Below are 17,613 nucleotides of genomic sequence, written 5' to 3'. Positions count from 1 at the left end.
TGAATGCAAGAAAGGATTCGGATATTTATGAGCCTGCAATTCTACTTCGGCCCCTCCGGAGCCGGAAAAAGCCGTATGTTATATGAAGAGATCACCCGCCGGGCCCTGCAGAATCCAAAGCAGAACTTCCTGGTCATCGTGCCCGACCAGTTCACCATGCAGACCCAGAAAGACCTGGTGCTCCTAAGCGACCGGGGCGGCATCCTGAACATAGACGTGCTCAGCTTCGGGCGCCTGGGGCACCGCATCCTGGAGGAGGTGGGCGGCCGGGAGATTCCCGTGCTGGACGACACGGGCAAGAGCCTGGTGCTCCAGAAGGTGGCGGCCGGCCTGAAGGAGGAGCTGCCCACCCTGGGGAGCTTCCTCCACAGACAGGGCTATATCCACGAGGTGAAGAGCGCCATCTCCGAATTCATGCAGTACGGCATCGGCGCGGAGGATGTGGGGAAGCTGATCGCCTTCGCGGAGAAGAGAGGCGCCCTGGTGCAGAAGCTGAGAGACCTGCAGACACTGTACAGGGGCTTTCTGGAATACATCCAGGGTAATTTCATCACCACCGAGGAGACTCTGGACGTGGTGCGCCGGGCCATGCCGAAGTCCGGGCTCCTGCCTGGAAGCGTGGTGGTATTCGACGGCTTTACCGGCTTTACGCCCATCCAGACCCGGGTGATCTCCCAGTTGATGTGCCTTTGCGGAGAGGTGATCGTCTCGCTGACCATGGGGGAGGGGGAAGATCCTCATGTGCCGGAGGGGGAGCAGAACCTGTTCTATCTGAGCAAAAAGACAGTGGCAGACCTGGGTAGGCAGGCGGAGGCGCTCTCCGTGGAGCGTAGGCAGGACGTCACGATTCTGCCTGTGCCCGAGGGGGAGGCCCCTGTGGCCCGGGTGGAAAAAACGGGGCCTGCCGGGAAGACGGGCTGCCTTGTCAGGTACAATACATTCCACCGCTTCCGGAAGGCCCCTGCCCTGCGGCATCTGGAAAAGCATCTGTTCCGCTTCGGCCAAAGCCCCTGTGAAGGGCAGGACGGGGGGGAGATTCGACTCTTTGAGACCACGGATCCGAAAGAGGAAGTGCGCCAGACCGGCCTGGAGATCTGCCGCCTGATCCGGGAGGAGGGGCTTTCCTTTCGGGACATTGCCGTCATCCTGGGGGACTTGCCGGGATACGCCCCTTATATAGAGACGGAATTTGCCCAGATGGACATCCCCTGCTACATCGACCGCACCAGGAAGATCACCCTGAACCCCATGATAGAATACATCAAAAGCGCTCTGGAGCTGTATCGGAAGGATTTTTCCTACGAGTCTGTCTTCCATTACCTGCGCAGCGGCCTGGCGGACCTGACATGGGAGGAGGCGGATCGGTTGGAGAACTACTGCCTGGAGACAGGCGTCAAAGGATACAGCGCCTATAGCCGCCTCTTCACCCGCAAGACCCGGGAGATGAAGCGCCTGGAGGAAGAGGGGGCCGGGGAAGGGGACAATCCGGGAGAGGCTGCCCTGGCGGAGATGAACGCCCTGCGGAAACGGATGATGGAGCAGGTGGAGATGCTGCACCTGAAAGGAAAGGAGCCTGTGAAGACCTATGTGAACGGCCTCTATGACTTCCTGGTGCGCAACAGGGTACAGCAAAAGCTCTCCGCGTACCAGACCCGCTTCGAGGAGGCGGGGGAGCCGGTGCGGGCCAGGGAATACGCCCAGATCTACCGCCTGGTGATGGAGCTTCTGGACCAGATCTACGCCCTGCTGGGGGAGGAGGACATCACCCTGAGGGAGTTCGCGGAGATTCTGGAGGCCGGATTCGATGAGATCCAGGTGGGCACCATCCCCCAGAACGTGGACAGGGTGCTGGTGGGGGACATGGAGCGCACCAGGCTCCAGCAGGTGAAGACCCTCTTTTTCCTGGGGGTGAATGACGGAAACATTCCCAAGGGGGCCTCCAGGGGCGGCATCATATCCGACATGGACAGGGAGTTCCTGCGGGAATCCGACCTGGAGCTGGCCCCCAGCCCCAGACAGCAGATGTACATCCAGCGGTTCTATCTCTACCTGAACATGACGAAGCCCTCCCGCCATCTCTACCTGTCCTGGTCCAAGGTGAACAGCGCCGGGAAGTCCATCCGCCCCGCCTATCTGGTGGACGCGGTGAGGAAGCTGTTCCCCGGGCTGGAGGTGCAGTATCCCCAGCAGCGGGACATCCTGGAGCAGATCGTCACCGGACAGGAGGGGGCGGGATACCTGGCCAGGGGGCTCCGAGAGTACGTGGAGGGCGCTCTGCGGGAGCGGGAAGAGCGGGAGTTCTTCACCATCTACCAGGTCTATGGGGAGGAGGAGCGCAGGGACAGGCGTGACTTCCTGACAGAGGCGGCTTTCCGGCGATACCGGGATACGGGGCTGTCCGCGGCGGTGGCCAGGGCCCTCTACGGTCTGCAGATCGAGACCAGCGTCACCCGCCTGGAGACCTATGCGGCCTGCGCCTATCGACATTTCCTCCAGTACGGCCTGACCCTGCGGGAGCGGCAGGAATTCTCCTTCGAGGACGTGGACATGGGGAATGTGTACCATGCCGTTCTGGAGCGGTTTGCCGGGAAGCTGAAGGACGAGGGCTATACCTGGTTCGATTTCCCCCGGGAATTCGCGGAGAGCGGCGTGCAGGAGGCGCTGGAGCGCTATGCCGCCGACTACGGGAGCACCGTCCTTTACAGCAGCGCCAGGAACGAATACGCCATCACCAGGATGGGGCGCATTCTGACCCGGACGGTCCTGACCCTGCAGAAGCATCTGCGCCGGGGGAGCTTCCGGCCCGAATCCTTCGAGCTCTCCTTTCAGCACGCAGATAATCTGGAGAGCATCAATGTATCTCTGTCAGAGCAGGAAAAGCTGCGCCTGCGGGGCCGCATCGACCGGATTGACGTGGCGGAGGACGGGGAGCATGTCTATGTCAAGGTCATCGACTATAAATCTGGCCACAGGAGATTCGACTTGGCGGCGCTCTACTACGGCCTGCAGCTCCAGCTCGTGGTCTACATGAACGCGGCCCAGGAGGTGGAGGCCGGGCGGTACGGAGATAAGGAGATTGTGCCCGCGGCGCTGCTGTACTACCGCATCGACGACCCTGCAGTGGAGACTCCGGTGGAGCTGACCGAGGAGGAGATTGAAGAAGAGATCGGAAAGCAGCTGCGCATGAACGGCGTGGTGAACGGCACCCCGGGCATCGTGGAGCTGCTGGACAGGGACATGGAAGCCAAGTCCGACATCATCCCCGTGGAGCGGAAGAAGGACGGCACGTTCTCCGCCCGTTCCTCCGTCTTAAGCGGCGAGGAGCTGCGCACCGTGTCCGACTACGTGAGCCGCAAGGTGGCGGAAATCGGCCGGGAGATTCTGGACGGAACCATCTCCCTGAACCCTTACGAAAAGGGCAGCGTGGAGGCCTGCACCTACTGTGCCTTCAAAAAAGTCTGCGGCTTCGAGCCCGCCATGCCCGGCTGCGAGAAGCGTAGGCTGGAGGACCTGGACCGGGAGGAGGCGCTGCGGCGGATGGAGGAGAGGTAGCGGCCGCCACCGCCTCCTTCCTCCGCCTGACCTCACGCGGATATCAAGCTCTGGGCGCTCTGGAATTGACGCGCCGGTGTACCAGTGCTCCCGCTGCGGCCAATCCTGCGGCTCCGATCAGGAGCATCCATATCAGACTCAGGCTGCTTTCCTCAGTCTGCAGTTCGCCGGCGCCGGATTCATTGGCCACGGAATCGAACTCGCCGGTCTTGGGGGAGAGGGCTTCTGTCCCCCGGGAGGCGTCTGCGCCGGCGGGAGCGGATTCGCCGCTGCCTCCGGAGGGCGCCCCGCTATTGCTTTCGCCTGTGGCATTTTTGTTTACTACAATGACGTAATCAGAGGCATGTGTAAATGTCAGATTCGTGATGCCGTCTTCGTTTATCTGGTGGCCGGTGACATATTCAAGCCCGCCGGCGCTCTCATTATAATAGTAGAGGTTCGCGTCAAGGCCCGCATAAGCCGTCCCGACATTGATGGTAAGGACAGCGCTACAGCCGAAATCGCCGTTGTGGGCAAGGCTGAGCTGCATTGTCGGGCGGTTTCCGGCCACCTGGTCCACCATGTCCTGCGGAATGTGGGAGGTTCCGGTCTGTACGGAAAAGTCCACATCATTTGCATGGTCTGCCGTCACATCCCGGCCGTTCACAGTCCAGACGATTCCGCCTCCCATGTCGAAGGAGATAGTGACGTCCTGCCCTTTCACGCTGTCAAGCACATCGCCGGGCACAACGGATGCGCCGTTCATCTCTACACTGATCTGCTCTCCTGTAGAGGCGTTGGCGACCTCGTCCTTGATGGCCGTCCAGCCTTCCTTGCCGGATTCACCGGAGATGGAGGGAACCATGGAGGGCGGCGTGGGGGTAGGGGCAATGGGGGCCTGTGTGGGTGCCGGCGATGCTGTGGAATCCGGCGCCTGTGTAGGTGCGGGCGATGCTGTGGAATCCGGTGCCTGTGTGGGTGCCGGTGATGCCGTGGAGCCCGGTGTCGTCGTGGGTGCTGGTATCGCCGTAGGCTCCGGTGCCTGTGTGGGCACTGGTGTTGCGGTGGGCTCCGGCGGTGCCGAGGGTCCCGGTGTCGCTGTTGGTTCCGGCGATGCCGAAGGCTCTGGTGTCTCTGTGGGCGTTGGAGTTGGCTCAGGCTTGTATTCATAATGCATAGTTGCCTTTGATACTGTCGCTGCGGTATCCCCTATTTTACTTACGCTGTTCCACTGGGCCTCGGTGCCGGTAAAGTAGATGTCCTTTAGGGGGCAGCCTGTAAACGCTGCTATCCCAATTTCCGTTACACTGTCAGGAATTATGACAGTAGTAAATGCTGAACAGGAGGCAAAAGCAGACGCTCCAATGCTTTCCACGCCCTGGGGAATTTCGACCCCGGCAAGCGTGAGGCAGTTCTGGAACATGCCTTCACCGATACGGTCTGCGCTTTGGGGCAGCGTCACTCTGGCCAGGTAGTAACATTGTGTAAACAGATTGTCACCCAGCTTTACCTGTTTGTCGCCGGGGGCAAATGACACCATTGTCAGTGCCTGGCATTGGAAGAATGCGGAGGCACCAACTTCTCCGATGCTGGCAGGCAAATCGATGGAGGTGAGTCTCGCGCAGGCCCGGAACGCATTCTGATCGATTTTCTCCACCCCTTCGGAAACATTCACCGAACTAAGGTTTGCACATTCCCGGAAAGCGCTGTCGCCGATGGTCTTCACGCCGGAAGGGATGGTCACGGAGATGATTGACGACTTTCGGAAAGCGCTGTTTCCAATCATTGTCACGCTGGAGGGAATCTCCACGCCGAGAATGCCGGATTCCCAGAAAGCGCAGGCTCCGATAGTGGTAACACCATTTTCGATGATTACTGACCGGATTTCGCTGCTGTTATCGCGCCAGGGCTGCTCTGCGGCACTGCTGAAATCCGGCATGGCGCCGCTGCCGGAGATGGTCAGCGTCCCGGCCTTTGTCAGGTTCCAGGTGAGGCCTCCGTCAAGAGTTCCGCTTCCAATCGATTCGTTGGCAGAGGGATCGTCGGGCGGGATATAGCCCTCCGGGTAGCGGGTGATATAATGGCTGGTATCGCGCATCACCTCTTCCTTGGAGATTCCACGTCCCCAATGGACCTTGCCTTTATGGTCTCCGGTGCTGATGTTCCCCTCGGCCACCACCACGCCTGCAGCGTTCACTTCCAGCACGATTACGGTATGGGTATCATTGCTTACCCGCAGGATATCCCCGACCTTTATGTCCTCAAATGTAAAAGCGCCCTGTGCGTACATCCTTGCAGGCAGATTGCCGAATGCCGCGTCGCTGAGTATAAAGGCAAAGGCTACGCAGCCCACGGCACTAATATTGTGCCCATCAAGGGGACCGCCCTTCCATTTATAGTAGCCCGTTGAATCCGAATAAGGCTCATCGTTGGTCCATGTCGTTCCTTCCTTATACGCATCCTGATCCTTCAATGCGATCATGGCCGCATAGGCTTGTGCCGGTGTAGGGACTACATCCGCAGCGGCGGCCTGCAAGGATGAGGATTCTTCCGCAGAAACCTCATTCCGGGGCAAAAGGATTTCCTGTGACAAGGTGTCCTTCTCCTGTGCCGCAGAATCCTCTACGGGCAAAGAATCATCGTCCTGCGGTGCAGAATCCTCTACGGGCGAAGAATCATCGTCCTGTGAGGCAGAATCCTCTGCGGGCAGAGAGTCATCGTCCTGTGTCGCAGAATCCTCTACGGGCAGGGAGTCATCATCCTGTGCTGTAGAATCCTCTGTAGGCAGAGAGGCGTCGTCCTGTGTCGCAGAATCCTCTGTGGACAGGGAGTCATCGTCCTGTGTCGCAGAATCCTCTGCGGACAGAGAGGCGTCGTCCTGTGTTGCAGAATCCCCTGCGGGAGAAGAGGCATCGTCCTGTGTCGCAGAATCCCCTGCGGGCAAAGAGTCATCGTCCTGTGACATAGAATCCTCTGCGGGCAGGGAGGTATCCTCCTGTGCCGCAGAATCCTCTACAGGCAGAGCGACTGCTTCCGGCAATAAGCCATCCTCCTGCGGCACAGCTCCCTCCTGGTGCAGAGAAATATCCCCCTGCGGCAATGGAACCTCCTGCTGGGCGCTGGCCATCGACTGGGAAGAAAGAAGCAGGCACAGCGCTAAAGCGACTGAAAGAACTCGTTGTTTCAATTTCAGAACCTCCTCGATTTTAGCTTTTTAGAACACTCCATCAAATATATCGGTATTCCCCTGGATTGTCAATACTCCAAAACGACCATCTGATGGCAGCAGAACTCCTCCACTTCAAACTCCACGGCACCGCCTTTTTCGACAAAGGGAATCTCCTCCCTCTGGGGAGCCAGATAGGCCCGTTTAACAGCCCTCGGCAGCCTGAGCCGGACCTTGACGCCATGGACGGGCACCAGGTCCTCTATGACCTCCACGCCGCTGCCCCGCTTTACCGGAACCCCATAGAGCAGATGCTGGATATACCTGCCCTCCTGCTCCATCAGGGTGGCTACTCCCTGTGCGCCCAGGGTGGTCTCCAGAGTCTTCTCCCCGCCCAGCAGCAAATCCAGGGCATGCTGTACCATCCGTTTGGAAATCAGGGCCCCATGCCTGGCGTATTCGGAGAACACTTGCCAGCCGATGTAGATGCCGTCCTTCCCCCGGGTCATGCCGGGGCCTGCGGACTCGCCGGAATCCGGCGTATGCTGATGGGAGCAGAAATGCTCCGCTGTGCGGTTGAAATAGGGGACTTCCTGGCGGCCCAATGAGGAGCCGGAGGCCAGGGAGACCATTTCCGCCTGGGAGTACAGCACATAAGCGGTATCAAAGAGCCCTTCCATCCCAAAATCAGGCCGGAAGTAGCAGGGCGTGTAAGGGGCCTGGCCGATGTACGCCGCTCCGAAATCAAATGCGAAGATATCTTTGTCTTCGTAAAGCCCCGACTTTCCGGAGGCCAAAATCCTGCCGCCGCCATTGAGGAACGCGCCCAGCTTCTCCTGTAGAGCCGGGACAATCCGCTCGCAGTCGGGGAGTATGACCACCTTATAGCGGCTCAGGTCCGATTCTGCGTCAACCACGTCGAACAGGTAGTGGCCCTCCAGGAGCATGCGCACCGCCCCCGCATCGGCATCCGGGTTCCGCTCGCCCTGGGAGCTGTCCAGGAAGCTGGAATAGGCCTGGCAGGAGAACAGGGCGATGTCCGCCACGGGCTTCACGTGGTCCAGCCATTCTTCCTTTTCCTCCAGCTCTCCGTAAGCGGCCCCAATCAGCCTGTAGGTGGCCATGTCCATCGCGCCCTGGGGATGGAGCTGGTCTCCGATGGAGCTCTTGGCCCCGTTGGCGGCAGCCAGGCTCACCTCATACCGCAGGGCATTGGGATGCTTGAAGCCGCCGAACTCGCCCCATGTGCCGTGGAACTTGCCCGTCATGCCCAGGTAGTCCAGCCCCAGCTGCTGCACATACCTGGCGGAGAGGGGGAAGTGGTCATAACCCCAGCCGCCGGTGGGAAGGCTCTCCAGCTCCAGATGGGAGTCCACATAGGCCAGATCCCTCCTGCCCCGCTGGATATGCCCGCTGTTGTGGAAGACGGGGAGGCCGGGCCTGATCCGGTCGATGGCTTCCCGCACCTTTTTCGTATAATTTTTATAGACCCGCTCGCCCAGCTCTGCCACGGCGGCATCGTCCAGGGGATTCTTCCCCTCCTTCAGGAGGGCGCGGGTGCAATACTGGCAGTGGCATCTGCGCACCCCTACGATGTCCAGGAAGATGCCGTCCGCATCGTAATTTCGCACCACCTCCTCGATCTGGGCCAGCAGGTAGTCCAGGTAGGGGGAGTTGAAGCAGAAGAGATGGTAATGGGGCGCGGCGAAGTCCGGAAGCAGGAGCGTCCCCTCCTCCCTGCCCACCACCAGCCACTCCGGATGGCGCAGGGCCATCTTCTCATCGAATCCGGCTGACAGATAGACCGGCGTCCTGACCCCGATTTCGTGGGCCGCCTCTATCTGCGCGCCCAGCAGGTCGAAATCCAGGCCGGGATGGATCTCATTGGCCTTTGAGGGATGGTAGGCCCATCCGTGGTGGCACTTGGAGAATACGGTGATGGAGTTCACATGCCCTGTCTTCAGGGCCTCCTGAAACTGGGCTTTGCTGAACCTGCTCCCGATGCCCGGTATCTTTTCGCTGGTATGGAAATCCAGATGTACTTGACGGAAATTCATGTAAATTTCCTCCTTTCTTGGTAGCACCCTGATATAGTGGGATGTAAGCTCCTTCCGCATGCCGCGCTGCCGTCAGGCATCCGCCCCTGCCATCAATAGCTGTTCCACGATTTCTGCATACCCCGCCTCCGAGGCATAGAACAGGGCGCTGTGCTGGCGGTTGTCCACGCTGTTCACATCGGCTCCGGCCTCGATGAGCATGGCGGTGAAATCGTTCTTGCCGTTCCTGGCGGCGAATATCAGGGGAGTCCGGCCGTCGGAAGCCTTCCGGTTGAGGTCTGCGCCTGCGGCCAGCAGGGCCTTCCCCAGGAAAAGCTCGCCCTTCTCCGCGGCGATATGCAGGGGAACGATGCCGTCCGCATCGCCGCAGTCGGGCCGGGCGCCGTTGTCCAGCAGCAACTGTACGATTACCAGATTGGACCTGCGGGCTGCCAGTATCAGGGGGGATTCCCCCTCATCGTTGAGGCGGTTGGCGCTGTCCGGGTCCTTCTCCAACAGGATCTTCACCACTTCGCACTGCTCGCTCCAGCAGGCGTGATGGAGGGTGGTGTTGCCGTAGGCGTCGGCATGGGCCTCGCCTGCCTGGGACAGGGCCGCCACCAGATCCTTCAGCCCGGCGGAGGTGGCGTAATCAATGGCCATGCGGCCGCCGTTGTCCTTGATGGCGCAGTCCAGCTCCGGGTTCTTCAGCAGATTCAGAGCGGCATCGGTCCTGCTGTTCTGGGCCAGCAGCATCAGGGGGGTCACGCCGTCGTTGTCCGTGCAGTTCACATCCGCCCCCGCTTCGCACAACAGTGAAATAATCTGGAAATTGCCGGACTGGGCCGCGAAATGCAGGGGCATCCGGTTCTTCTGATTGCCCAGGCTCGCGTCGGCCCCATTGTCCAGCAGAAGCTTCACCAGGTCCCTGGCGCTTTTCATGCAGGCGTAGATCAGGGGGGTGTTGCCGGATTCGTCCCGCTTGTTCACATCTACGCCGCCCCGTTTCAGGAAAGTCTGCACCACGGCTTTCTGGTTGTTCTTGCAGGCCTGCAGCAGCATATTGTCTAATTGCATGTTTTTTCTCCTTTTTATCTTTCATAACAGTATAATCTTATCCTACCACTGGGATACGAAAAAGTCAAAGGCGGTGTGAGGATTGGGGGTTGCAGATTGCCCCGTTTGGTGTATACTTGGTATAAATGGCAAAATCACTGCAATTTTCTATGGAAAGAATACGGCGCAGGGAGAGGGCATAAGGGCCCCTGGGATTCCCTCGCCGGACGAAGGAGGGTTCTAGTATGGACATAGGCGGACTGACGGATATGCTGGTGGAATCCAGCCAGCAGTACCCCCAGGCGAAGTGCAATCCCTGGTGGGAGGGGAACCACGAGGAGGCTATCTACAGGTATAACATCTTCTCCCGGGAGACCCTGCAGGATGTGAGGGACTGTGTGGCAGGCTGCGGGAAGGAGGAACTGTTTTCTCCGGTGGGCTGCAAGGGGCTTACCCTGTTCCATCTGCTGGTCTGGCACAATTTCTACGACACGGTGGAGGAACTGCTCCGCAGCGGGAAAGTGAGCGGTGAGGAGGTGGACGTGCGGGACTCCATGGGCAACGGCCTGACTCCGTTTCTGCTGGCCTGTGCCTGCGGGAATGCGGCCATGGTCAGGCTCCTGCTGGACTATGGGGCGGACGGGACGGCCTGTGACAGCAGGGGCATGAACGGATACCATTTCCTGGCGTATCCCAGGATCGAAGAGCTGTCGTTCGCTTCCAGCTCTCTGGAACGGAGCGGGATGCAGAGGAGGGAGATTGCATGTATGCTGCCCTGCGACATCGATAAAAAGGACCGGGACGGGATGACGCCCCTGGTGCGCCTGCTGGCCATGGAATACAGTTCCGACATTACATGGTCCCTGGCGGATATCTATGTGGAAAAGGGCGCTGCCACCGACTATGTGGACGAGGAGGGCAATACGCTTCTGATGATGGCCATGAAGCACGGGCATAAGACGGCGGCTCTGCGGCTGATAGAGAGATGCCCCGAGCTGCTGGACAGGGCGGACGGGAATGGCCGTACACCTGTGGAGCATGCCGTCTATTTTGAGAACATGGGCATGTACATCGCCCTCACGGACCACGGGGCCGCGCTGCCGGGCGGTGAAAAGATGGAATTGTTCCCGCTGAGCCAGATTGCCGGCAATGCCTTTGCGAAAGTGGGCCAGAATGACAAAGACGGCCTGGGCCTTGCCCTCTATCTGACGAAAAAGCTGGTGCAGCAGGCGGATCCGGACGATGACGATGAGATAGGCGAAGTGACGGATGTGCTCCACAATGCCCTGATCTCCGACAGTGAGGCCAGCGTCCTGGATATCTTCCAGGATGCGGGCTATGACTTTACCATGCTGCTCCACTATCATGGCTCGAGGATCTGCCTGCGGGACGAATGCCTCCACCCGGCCTATGGGATCGGAGCCGTAAGGAAGCTGGTGGAACTGGGCGTGGACATGGACAAAGCGGTGGTGAGAGGGCAGACGCCGGCCAGCATCATAGCATCCCAGGATTGCCGCAGCGGCTCCTGGGAGGATCCGTGGTTCGAGGAGGCGGCCAGGCTGCTCTCCAGGGAGTCCATGGAGCAGTTGGACGATCGAGGGGAGGCCGCCGTCCATCTGGCCGCAAGGCGAGGGCATCTGGACATGCTGAGAGTGATGGCGGAGAAGGGCGTGGACATGAACCTGGCGGAAGACGTTCCCGCCCGGGCAGGGATGACGCCCCTGCATGAAGCCTGCGCTGCCGGTTACGGCGATGTCGTCAAGCTGCTCATGGCAGCCGGAGGGGATGACACGGCGAAAGACCTGGAGGGTGAGACGCCGGCCCATTTCGCGCTGCAGGAGAGACGGTTCGGCAAAGGCCCGGACACGGAGCAGAGGGCCTGTGTCCTGAGAGCGCTGGAGCATCTGGACATCCCCAGGAACGACGGACAGACGCCCCTGATGCTGCTGAAGGATGGGGGAGAGCTCCTGTCCATATTGCTGGACAGAGGGGTGGACGTGAACCACAGGGACAACCAGGGCAGGACGGCCATGATGCTCCATCCCCACAAGGATATGATAAAGGAACTGCTCAAGGCGGGCGCGGACATGAATCTGGCGGATAATGAGGGAAACACGGTACTGCACTATGCTTTGAAGGAGTACAGTGAGGGCACGGCCCGGTATCTGATCAAAAAGGGAATCGACTACAGCCGCGCCAACAATGACGGCGAGACCCCTGCGGACATCGCTGTGGAAAATGGCTTCGAGACCGTGCTGGAGCTGATGGTATAGATGGTATAGATGGAATAGGCGGATGCCTGCGGGGCCATAATATCCCTGTATGGAAAAAAGGCCGGACCGGCAGACGATGGAAGCGGAGAGAACGGAGGGTTTATATGGTCATTGATTTCCACACACATACATTTCCCGAGGAGCTGGCCGGGCGGGCTATCGGCAGACTGGCGGCCAGCTCCAGGGCCAGGAACTATCTGGACGGGACAGCCGGGGCGCTTAGGGCTTCCATGCGGGAGGCGGGGGTGGACTATTCTGTGCTGCTGCCCGTTGTCACCAGGCCCGGGCAGCAGAAGGACATCAATCAGGCCGCCATAGAGACGAACAGGCATTCCACGGAGACGGGGCTGATATCCTTCGGCGGCATCCATCCGGAGAATGAGGACTACAGGGCGATTCTGCGGGGCCTTGCGGAGAACGGCGTGAGAGGGGTGAAGATCCACCCGGTCTTCCAGCGGGTGCCGATCGACGACATCCGGTATCTGCGCATCATAGAATGCGCGGGCGAAAATGACATGATTGTCATAACTCATGCGGGCTATGATATAGGGTTCCCGGGGGAAGATTTCTCTTCGGTAGGACGGATCGAGAGGATGCTGGACGCGGTGAAGCCCCGGAAGTTCGTGCTGGCCCATATGGGCGGGTGGGGCTGCTGGGAGGAGGTGGAGGAGAGGATTCTGGGCCGGGATGTGTGGCTGGACACTGCTTTCTCCCTGCTGCCCATAGAGGCTGCGCCGGGCACGGTGCGCAGCCCTGAGGAGAACCCGCCGCTGTCCAGAGGGCAGTTCCTGCGGATGGTGAGGCGGCATGGCGCGGCGCGCATCCTCTTCGGCACGGACAGCCCCTGGAGCGGGCAGCGGGAGATGGTGGCGGCTGTCAGGGACAGCGGGCTTGATATGGAAGAGCAGGAGGCAGTACTGGGAGGGAACGCCGGGGAGCTGCTGGGGCAGCGGGGGAGCCGGGCTACAGCATGCCCTCTTTGAGCACGTCATGGTCCCGCAGCACTTTCTCCACCACAGTTCCCTTAATGAAGTGGAGCAGAGGCTTCTTCAGTGCGTTCAGGGGGCCGGGCAGCTGGATCTCCAGGGGCGACTTGCCGTCCATGAGCTTCACGCTGCTGTCCAGAAGCTCCCGGATATCATAGACGCTGCCCCAGACCTCAGGCACGCCTCTGTCTACGCCCAGCAGTCCGTACACGGCCTCCATGGCGGTGCGCACGGAGTACTCGGTGGTGAAGACAGTATCTCTCGGTGTCTCCGCGAACTGTCCCAGGAACGCGAAGTTGACACATCCGTCAGGAATCACGTCCGGGCGGTCGCCCTTCCTCCTGGGCATGAAGAAAGCGGTGATGTAAGGCATCATGGTGGGCACGCAGACGGCGCTGTGCTCCGCAAGCCCCGGGATGTCCTCCACGGGCACGCCCAGGTGGTAGAGCCATTCCTCGGTGATTTCCCTGCCGGTGCACTCCCGCAGGGGCTTCTTCACGAAGTCCCCTGGCACGTCCGTGAACAGGCCGTAGACCCAGACGCAGACCTTCTCCTTGTCCTGCTCTTTGAACTGCCCTTGGCGATTGATGGTCCAGCTTAAGAGCCAGGAGGAGTCCTTGCAGCTGACGATGCCGCCGGTGACTACCTTGCCGCTCTTGGGGTCACGCTGGCAGATATCGGTGATGTAGGGCAGGATTTTGTCGTCCAGGGTGGTGATGGTGGCGGATTCCCAGTTGGTCTTGCTCACATCGGAGCAGAACTTCTCCGGATGGCCGAAAGCCGGGTCTTGCCTGGCGATGTTGCGCCACAGGCTCCAGCAGCCGCTGGTGCGCACTTCCGCGTCCCCGTTGGGCGCATGGTCCTGGTCGCCGTAGATGGTGCCCTCGGTGCAGCTTCCGTTGGTGACGAAGACAAGGTCGTCTTCTGTCAGCATGATGCCCTGCTCCACGCCTCCTACCTTGCATTCGATGGCCTTCGCCACCTTTTTCCCGTCCTTTTTCTCGAATATCACATTGGTGACCTCAGTGCCGAAGCGGAAGTCCGCGCCAGCGTCCTCCAGGTACTTCTGCATGGGGAGAATCAGGGATTCGTACTGGTTGTACTTGGTGAACTTCAGGGCGCTGAAGTCCGGCAGGCCCGCGATATGGTGGATGAAGCGCTGGAAATACAGCTTCATCTCCAGGGCGCTGTGCCAGTTCTCAAAGGCGAACATGGTCCTCCAGTACAGCCAGAAGGTGGAGTCGAAGACTTCCTCGTCGAATACGTCCTCGATGGTCTTGTCGTAGAGGTCTTCGTCCTTGGTCATGAAGAGCTTCATGATTTCCATTGCGCCTTTTTGGCTTAAGTTGAACTTGCCGTCGGTGTGGGCGTCCTTGCCCCGGTTCACGGTGGCCCGGCAGAGGGAGTAGTTGGGGTCTTCCTTGTTCAGCCAGTAGTATTCGTCCAGGACGGACACGCCCGGGGTCTCCAGGGAGGGGATGCTGCGGAACAGGTCCCAGAGGCATTCGAAATGGTCCTCCATCTCCCTGCCGCCCCGCATGACGTACCCCCTGGCAGGGTCGAAGATGCCGTCGCAGGCGCCGCCCGCGATATCCATGGCCTCCAGGATGTGGATGTGGTCTCCCGGCATCTGGCCGTCCCTTACCAGGAAGCAGGCCGCCGCCAGGGAGGCCAGGCCGCTGCCTACGATGTAGGCGTTCTTCCCCTCCACGCCCTGGGGCTTCCTGGGCCTTGCGAAGGCTTCGTAGTTGCCGTTTGTGTAGTAGATTCCCTTGCTGTTCTTTTCGTGTCTGCCCAGCTCCGTGTTGCGGTAATCTTTCAGGCCTGCGCCCGGGGCTGTCTTCTTTTGGGCTGCCCTTTGTCCTGTCTTATGCTTTTTTGCCGCTATGGCGGCGGCACCTGCGCCTGCCGCGATTGCTGCTGTGATTGCGAGTTTTTTGTTCTTTGCCATTGTGTGATGCCATCCTTTCTGATATTGCTCTGTGTGCTGTTCCTTATGATGGTATCTTAATGCATTTTTATGCGCTTTCCAATTTACAAAACAGCCCGGATGATAAAAAACTTATCACTCGGGCTGTTTTGATAAAATCAGGAGGTCATTTTCCGGAAGATTTGAAATTGTGTACAGAATTGTCTATGCTGCCGTGCATCAGGACACAGACCCGGCGGGTGATTTCCTGATAGTCCGCTTTCATCCCCTCCGCGATCCAGTCCAGCATGACGCCTACGAAGCCGTATTTGTAGAATTCCGCAATGAAGGCTCTGTCTTCCTCCGCCAGGACTGTGCCCGCGGATTTCTCCTCCACTACGTCGGCAATCAGGCTGTAGGTGAGCTTGTACAGGTAGCTCTCGATTTTGTCCCTGCTGACGGCGCGGTAGACGTTCAGGATGAAGGGCTTGTTCTCCAGCACCGCCTCGAAAATCTGCCCCAGCCCCTCCTGCCAGGTCTCGTATGTCTTCTTGCCCTGGAGAGCCCGTCTGCCGTCCTCCACGCAGACCCACTCCACCAGGTCGTAGATGTCCCGGAAGTGGTAGTAGAAGGACATGCGGCTGATGCCGCAGTCGGCGGTCAGGTCGTTGATGGTGATCTTGTCCAGGGGCTTGCGCAGCAGGAGCTTCTTTAGGGAGGATTCTAGAGCTAGCTTGGTATTGGGCATGGTTCCGGTTCCTTTCGGTACTTATACTGCTTAACGATTTCACTTGCCGTGAAACCAGACTGCTTACCCTCTGTTCTCCTGGGCCACCAACTGGTCCGCGCCGTACATCTTGCGCAACTTTGGCTTCTCGATTTTGCCCGTGGCGTTCCTGGGAATCTCGTGGAAGATGATCTCCTTGGGGCGTTTGTATCTGGGCAGCTCCTTGCAGAACTCGTCTATCTCCACCTCGGTGCAGTCCATTCCCTCCTTGATCTCGATGATGGCAGCGGTCTTCTCGCCCAGCCGCCTGTCGGGCAGGCCGATGACGGCCACGTCTTTGATCTTGTCATGCCGCCTCAGGAAATCCTCGATCTGCACAGGGTATATGTTCTCGCCGCCGCTGACGATTACGTCTTTTTTGCGGTCCACCAGGAAGTAGAAGCCGTCCTTGTCCTGCATGGCCATGTCCCCGGTGCAGAGCCACCCGTCCTTTAAGGCCTCGGCGGTGGCTTTCTCGTCCCGGTAGTAGCAGGTCATGAGCCCCGGCCCCTTGACGCAGAGCTCGCCCACGTCGCCCCTGGCCACCTCGTTTCCGTCCTCGCCCACGATCTTGCACTCCCAGCGGTAGCCCGGCACGCCGATGGCCCCCACCTTGTGGATGTTCTCCATGCCCAGATGGACGCAGCCCGGGCCTGTGGACTCGGAGAGGCCGTAGTTGGTGTCGTAGGCATGGTTCGGGAAATATTTTTTCCAGCGCTTGATCAGGGAGGGCGGCACGGGCTGGGCCCCGATGTGCATCAGCCGCCACTGGGACAGCTCGTAATCCTCCAGGTGCAGAAGTCTGGCGTCCAGCGCGTCCAGGATGTCCTGGGCCCAGGGCACCAAGAGCCATACGATGGTGCAGCGCTCCTTTGAGATGGTTGACAGGATGGTCTCGGGCCTGGTGCCCTTTAGGAGCACGGCCTTGCTGCCCGCCACCAGGCTGCCCATCCAGTGGAATTTGGCACCAGTGTGGTACAGGGGCGGGATGCACAGGAAGGTGTCCTCCCTGCCCGTGGCGTGGTGCTTCTGCTCCATCTCCGCGGCCTGAGTCAGGCTCTGGTGCTTATGTAGGATGGCCTTGGGGAAGCCCGTGGTTCCGGAGGAGAAATAGATGGCGCCGAAATCCTCGTCGGTGATGGGGATGTCCGGGGTCTGGCTGGAGCAGTCCGCCACCAGCTCGTGGTAGCTCTCCGCGAAGGTGGGGCAGTTGTCCCCCACGTAGATCAATAGCCTCCCCTTGGAGAGCCGCTCCGCGTTGGCCTCGATGCGCCCGATGAAGGCGGGGCCGAAGACAATCATGTCTACCTCCGCCAGCTCCGCGCAGTACAGGATCTCCCCGGCGTCATAGCGGAAGTTGAAGGGCACGGCGATGGCGCCGCTTTTGAGCACGCCGAAGTAGATGGGGAGCCATTCCAGGCAGTTGTACATCAATATGGCCACCTTGTCCCCTTTCTTGATGCCCCGGCCGATGAGCATGTTGGCGAAGCGGTTGGCCTTTTCGTTGAACACGCTCCAGGTGATCTCCCTGCGGTAGGGCTCGAAGCGGTCGGGCTGGATCAGCTCGTATTCTTTCCATGTGGTCCTGCGGGTGTCCTTCTCCTCCGGATTCAGCTCCACCAATGCGATTTCGTTCGGGTATTCTCTCGCGTTCCTTTCCAGGAATTCCATGACTGGCATATCTTTTCTCCTCCTGTTCGGGACAAGGGAAAGCCTGGGCCTGCCCATTGTCTGTTGAAGTGGCTTTCTGCACGTTCTCGGTTTAAAGCAGTAAAGCGTATATGATATTTACGGTATCATACCTGCCTGGAAAAGTCAATGAGGGAAACGGATCTCGTATGTGTCAAGTCCTAATTGGCACTTTTCTCTTTTTTGTAGATGTCCGACATT

General features: G+C 59.6%; 9 protein-coding genes. 3 read left to right on the top strand and 6 right to left on the bottom strand.

Going from position 1 to position 17,613, the window contains the following annotated elements:
* Nucleotides 1-3 precede the first annotated feature (3 nt).
* Nucleotides 4-3,552 carry a PD-(D/E)XK nuclease family protein gene (locus Q2B33_RS04705; protein WP_330687948.1) on the top strand — a complete coding sequence of 1,183 codons (3,549 nt, stop codon included), beginning with the start codon at nucleotides 4-6 and terminating at the stop codon, nucleotides 3,550-3,552.
* Between the two features lie 43 nt (nucleotides 3,553-3,595).
* On the opposite strand, the gene Q2B33_RS04700 is transcribed toward Q2B33_RS04705, so the two are convergent.
* The 3 genes from Q2B33_RS04700 to Q2B33_RS04690 form a co-directional block, all read right to left on the bottom strand.
* Complete coding sequence (locus Q2B33_RS04700; protein WP_300566235.1) at nucleotides 3,596-6,571, bottom strand: leucine-rich repeat protein; 2,976 nt, start codon at nucleotides 6,569-6,571, stop codon at nucleotides 3,596-3,598.
* Between the two features lie 215 nt (nucleotides 6,572-6,786).
* Nucleotides 6,787-8,754, bottom strand: a complete 1,968-nt coding sequence (locus Q2B33_RS04695) for a beta-galactosidase trimerization domain-containing protein (protein ID WP_300566233.1) — start codon at nucleotides 8,752-8,754, stop codon at nucleotides 6,787-6,789.
* Between the two features lie 72 nt (nucleotides 8,755-8,826).
* Nucleotides 8,827-9,810, bottom strand: coding sequence for an ankyrin repeat domain-containing protein (locus Q2B33_RS04690; RefSeq protein ID WP_300566230.1), 984 nt, complete (start codon nucleotides 9,808-9,810; stop codon nucleotides 8,827-8,829).
* A gap of 224 nt (nucleotides 9,811-10,034) precedes the next feature.
* Here Q2B33_RS04690 and Q2B33_RS04685 point away from each other — a divergent pair, with 224 nt between their 5' ends.
* Together Q2B33_RS04685 and Q2B33_RS04680 are read left to right on the top strand one after the other, a co-directional pair.
* Nucleotides 10,035-12,062, top strand: coding sequence for an ankyrin repeat domain-containing protein (locus tag Q2B33_RS04685; RefSeq protein WP_300783082.1), 2,028 nt, complete (start codon nucleotides 10,035-10,037; stop codon nucleotides 12,060-12,062).
* 104 nt (nucleotides 12,063-12,166) lie between these two features.
* The gene (locus Q2B33_RS04680) at nucleotides 12,167-13,045 is read left to right on the top strand and encodes an amidohydrolase family protein (RefSeq protein ID WP_300566225.1); all 879 of its coding nucleotides are present in this window, start codon (nucleotides 12,167-12,169) and stop codon (nucleotides 13,043-13,045) included.
* On the opposite strand, the gene Q2B33_RS04675 is transcribed toward Q2B33_RS04680, so the two are convergent.
* The 3 genes from Q2B33_RS04675 to Q2B33_RS04665 all read right to left on the bottom strand — a co-directional run bounded on the left by Q2B33_RS04675 (nucleotide 13,026) and on the right by Q2B33_RS04665 (nucleotide 17,403).
* Nucleotides 13,026-14,999, bottom strand: a complete 1,974-nt coding sequence (locus Q2B33_RS04675; protein ID WP_300566223.1) for an oleate hydratase — start codon at nucleotides 14,997-14,999, stop codon at nucleotides 13,026-13,028. The two genes, Q2B33_RS04680 and Q2B33_RS04675, sit on opposite strands and share 20 nt — an antisense overlap.
* A gap of 145 nt (nucleotides 15,000-15,144) precedes the next feature.
* Nucleotides 15,145-15,705 carry a TetR-like C-terminal domain-containing protein gene (locus Q2B33_RS04670; RefSeq protein ID WP_300566221.1) on the bottom strand — a complete coding sequence of 187 codons (561 nt, stop codon included), beginning with the start codon at nucleotides 15,703-15,705 and terminating at the stop codon, nucleotides 15,145-15,147.
* A 63-nt stretch (nucleotides 15,706-15,768) separates the two neighbouring features.
* Nucleotides 15,769-17,403 carry a class I adenylate-forming enzyme family protein gene (locus Q2B33_RS04665; protein ID WP_300566219.1) on the bottom strand — a complete coding sequence of 545 codons (1,635 nt, stop codon included), beginning with the start codon at nucleotides 17,401-17,403 and terminating at the stop codon, nucleotides 15,769-15,771.
* Between the last annotated feature and the right edge of the window lie 210 nt (nucleotides 17,404-17,613).

This window comes from uncultured Acetatifactor sp., assembly GCF_948601915.1.
Lineage (GTDB): Bacteria > Bacillota > Clostridia > Lachnospirales > Lachnospiraceae > Acetatifactor.
The sequence above is the reverse complement of the archived record's forward strand: the minus strand, read 5'-3'. Positions and strand labels throughout refer to the sequence as shown.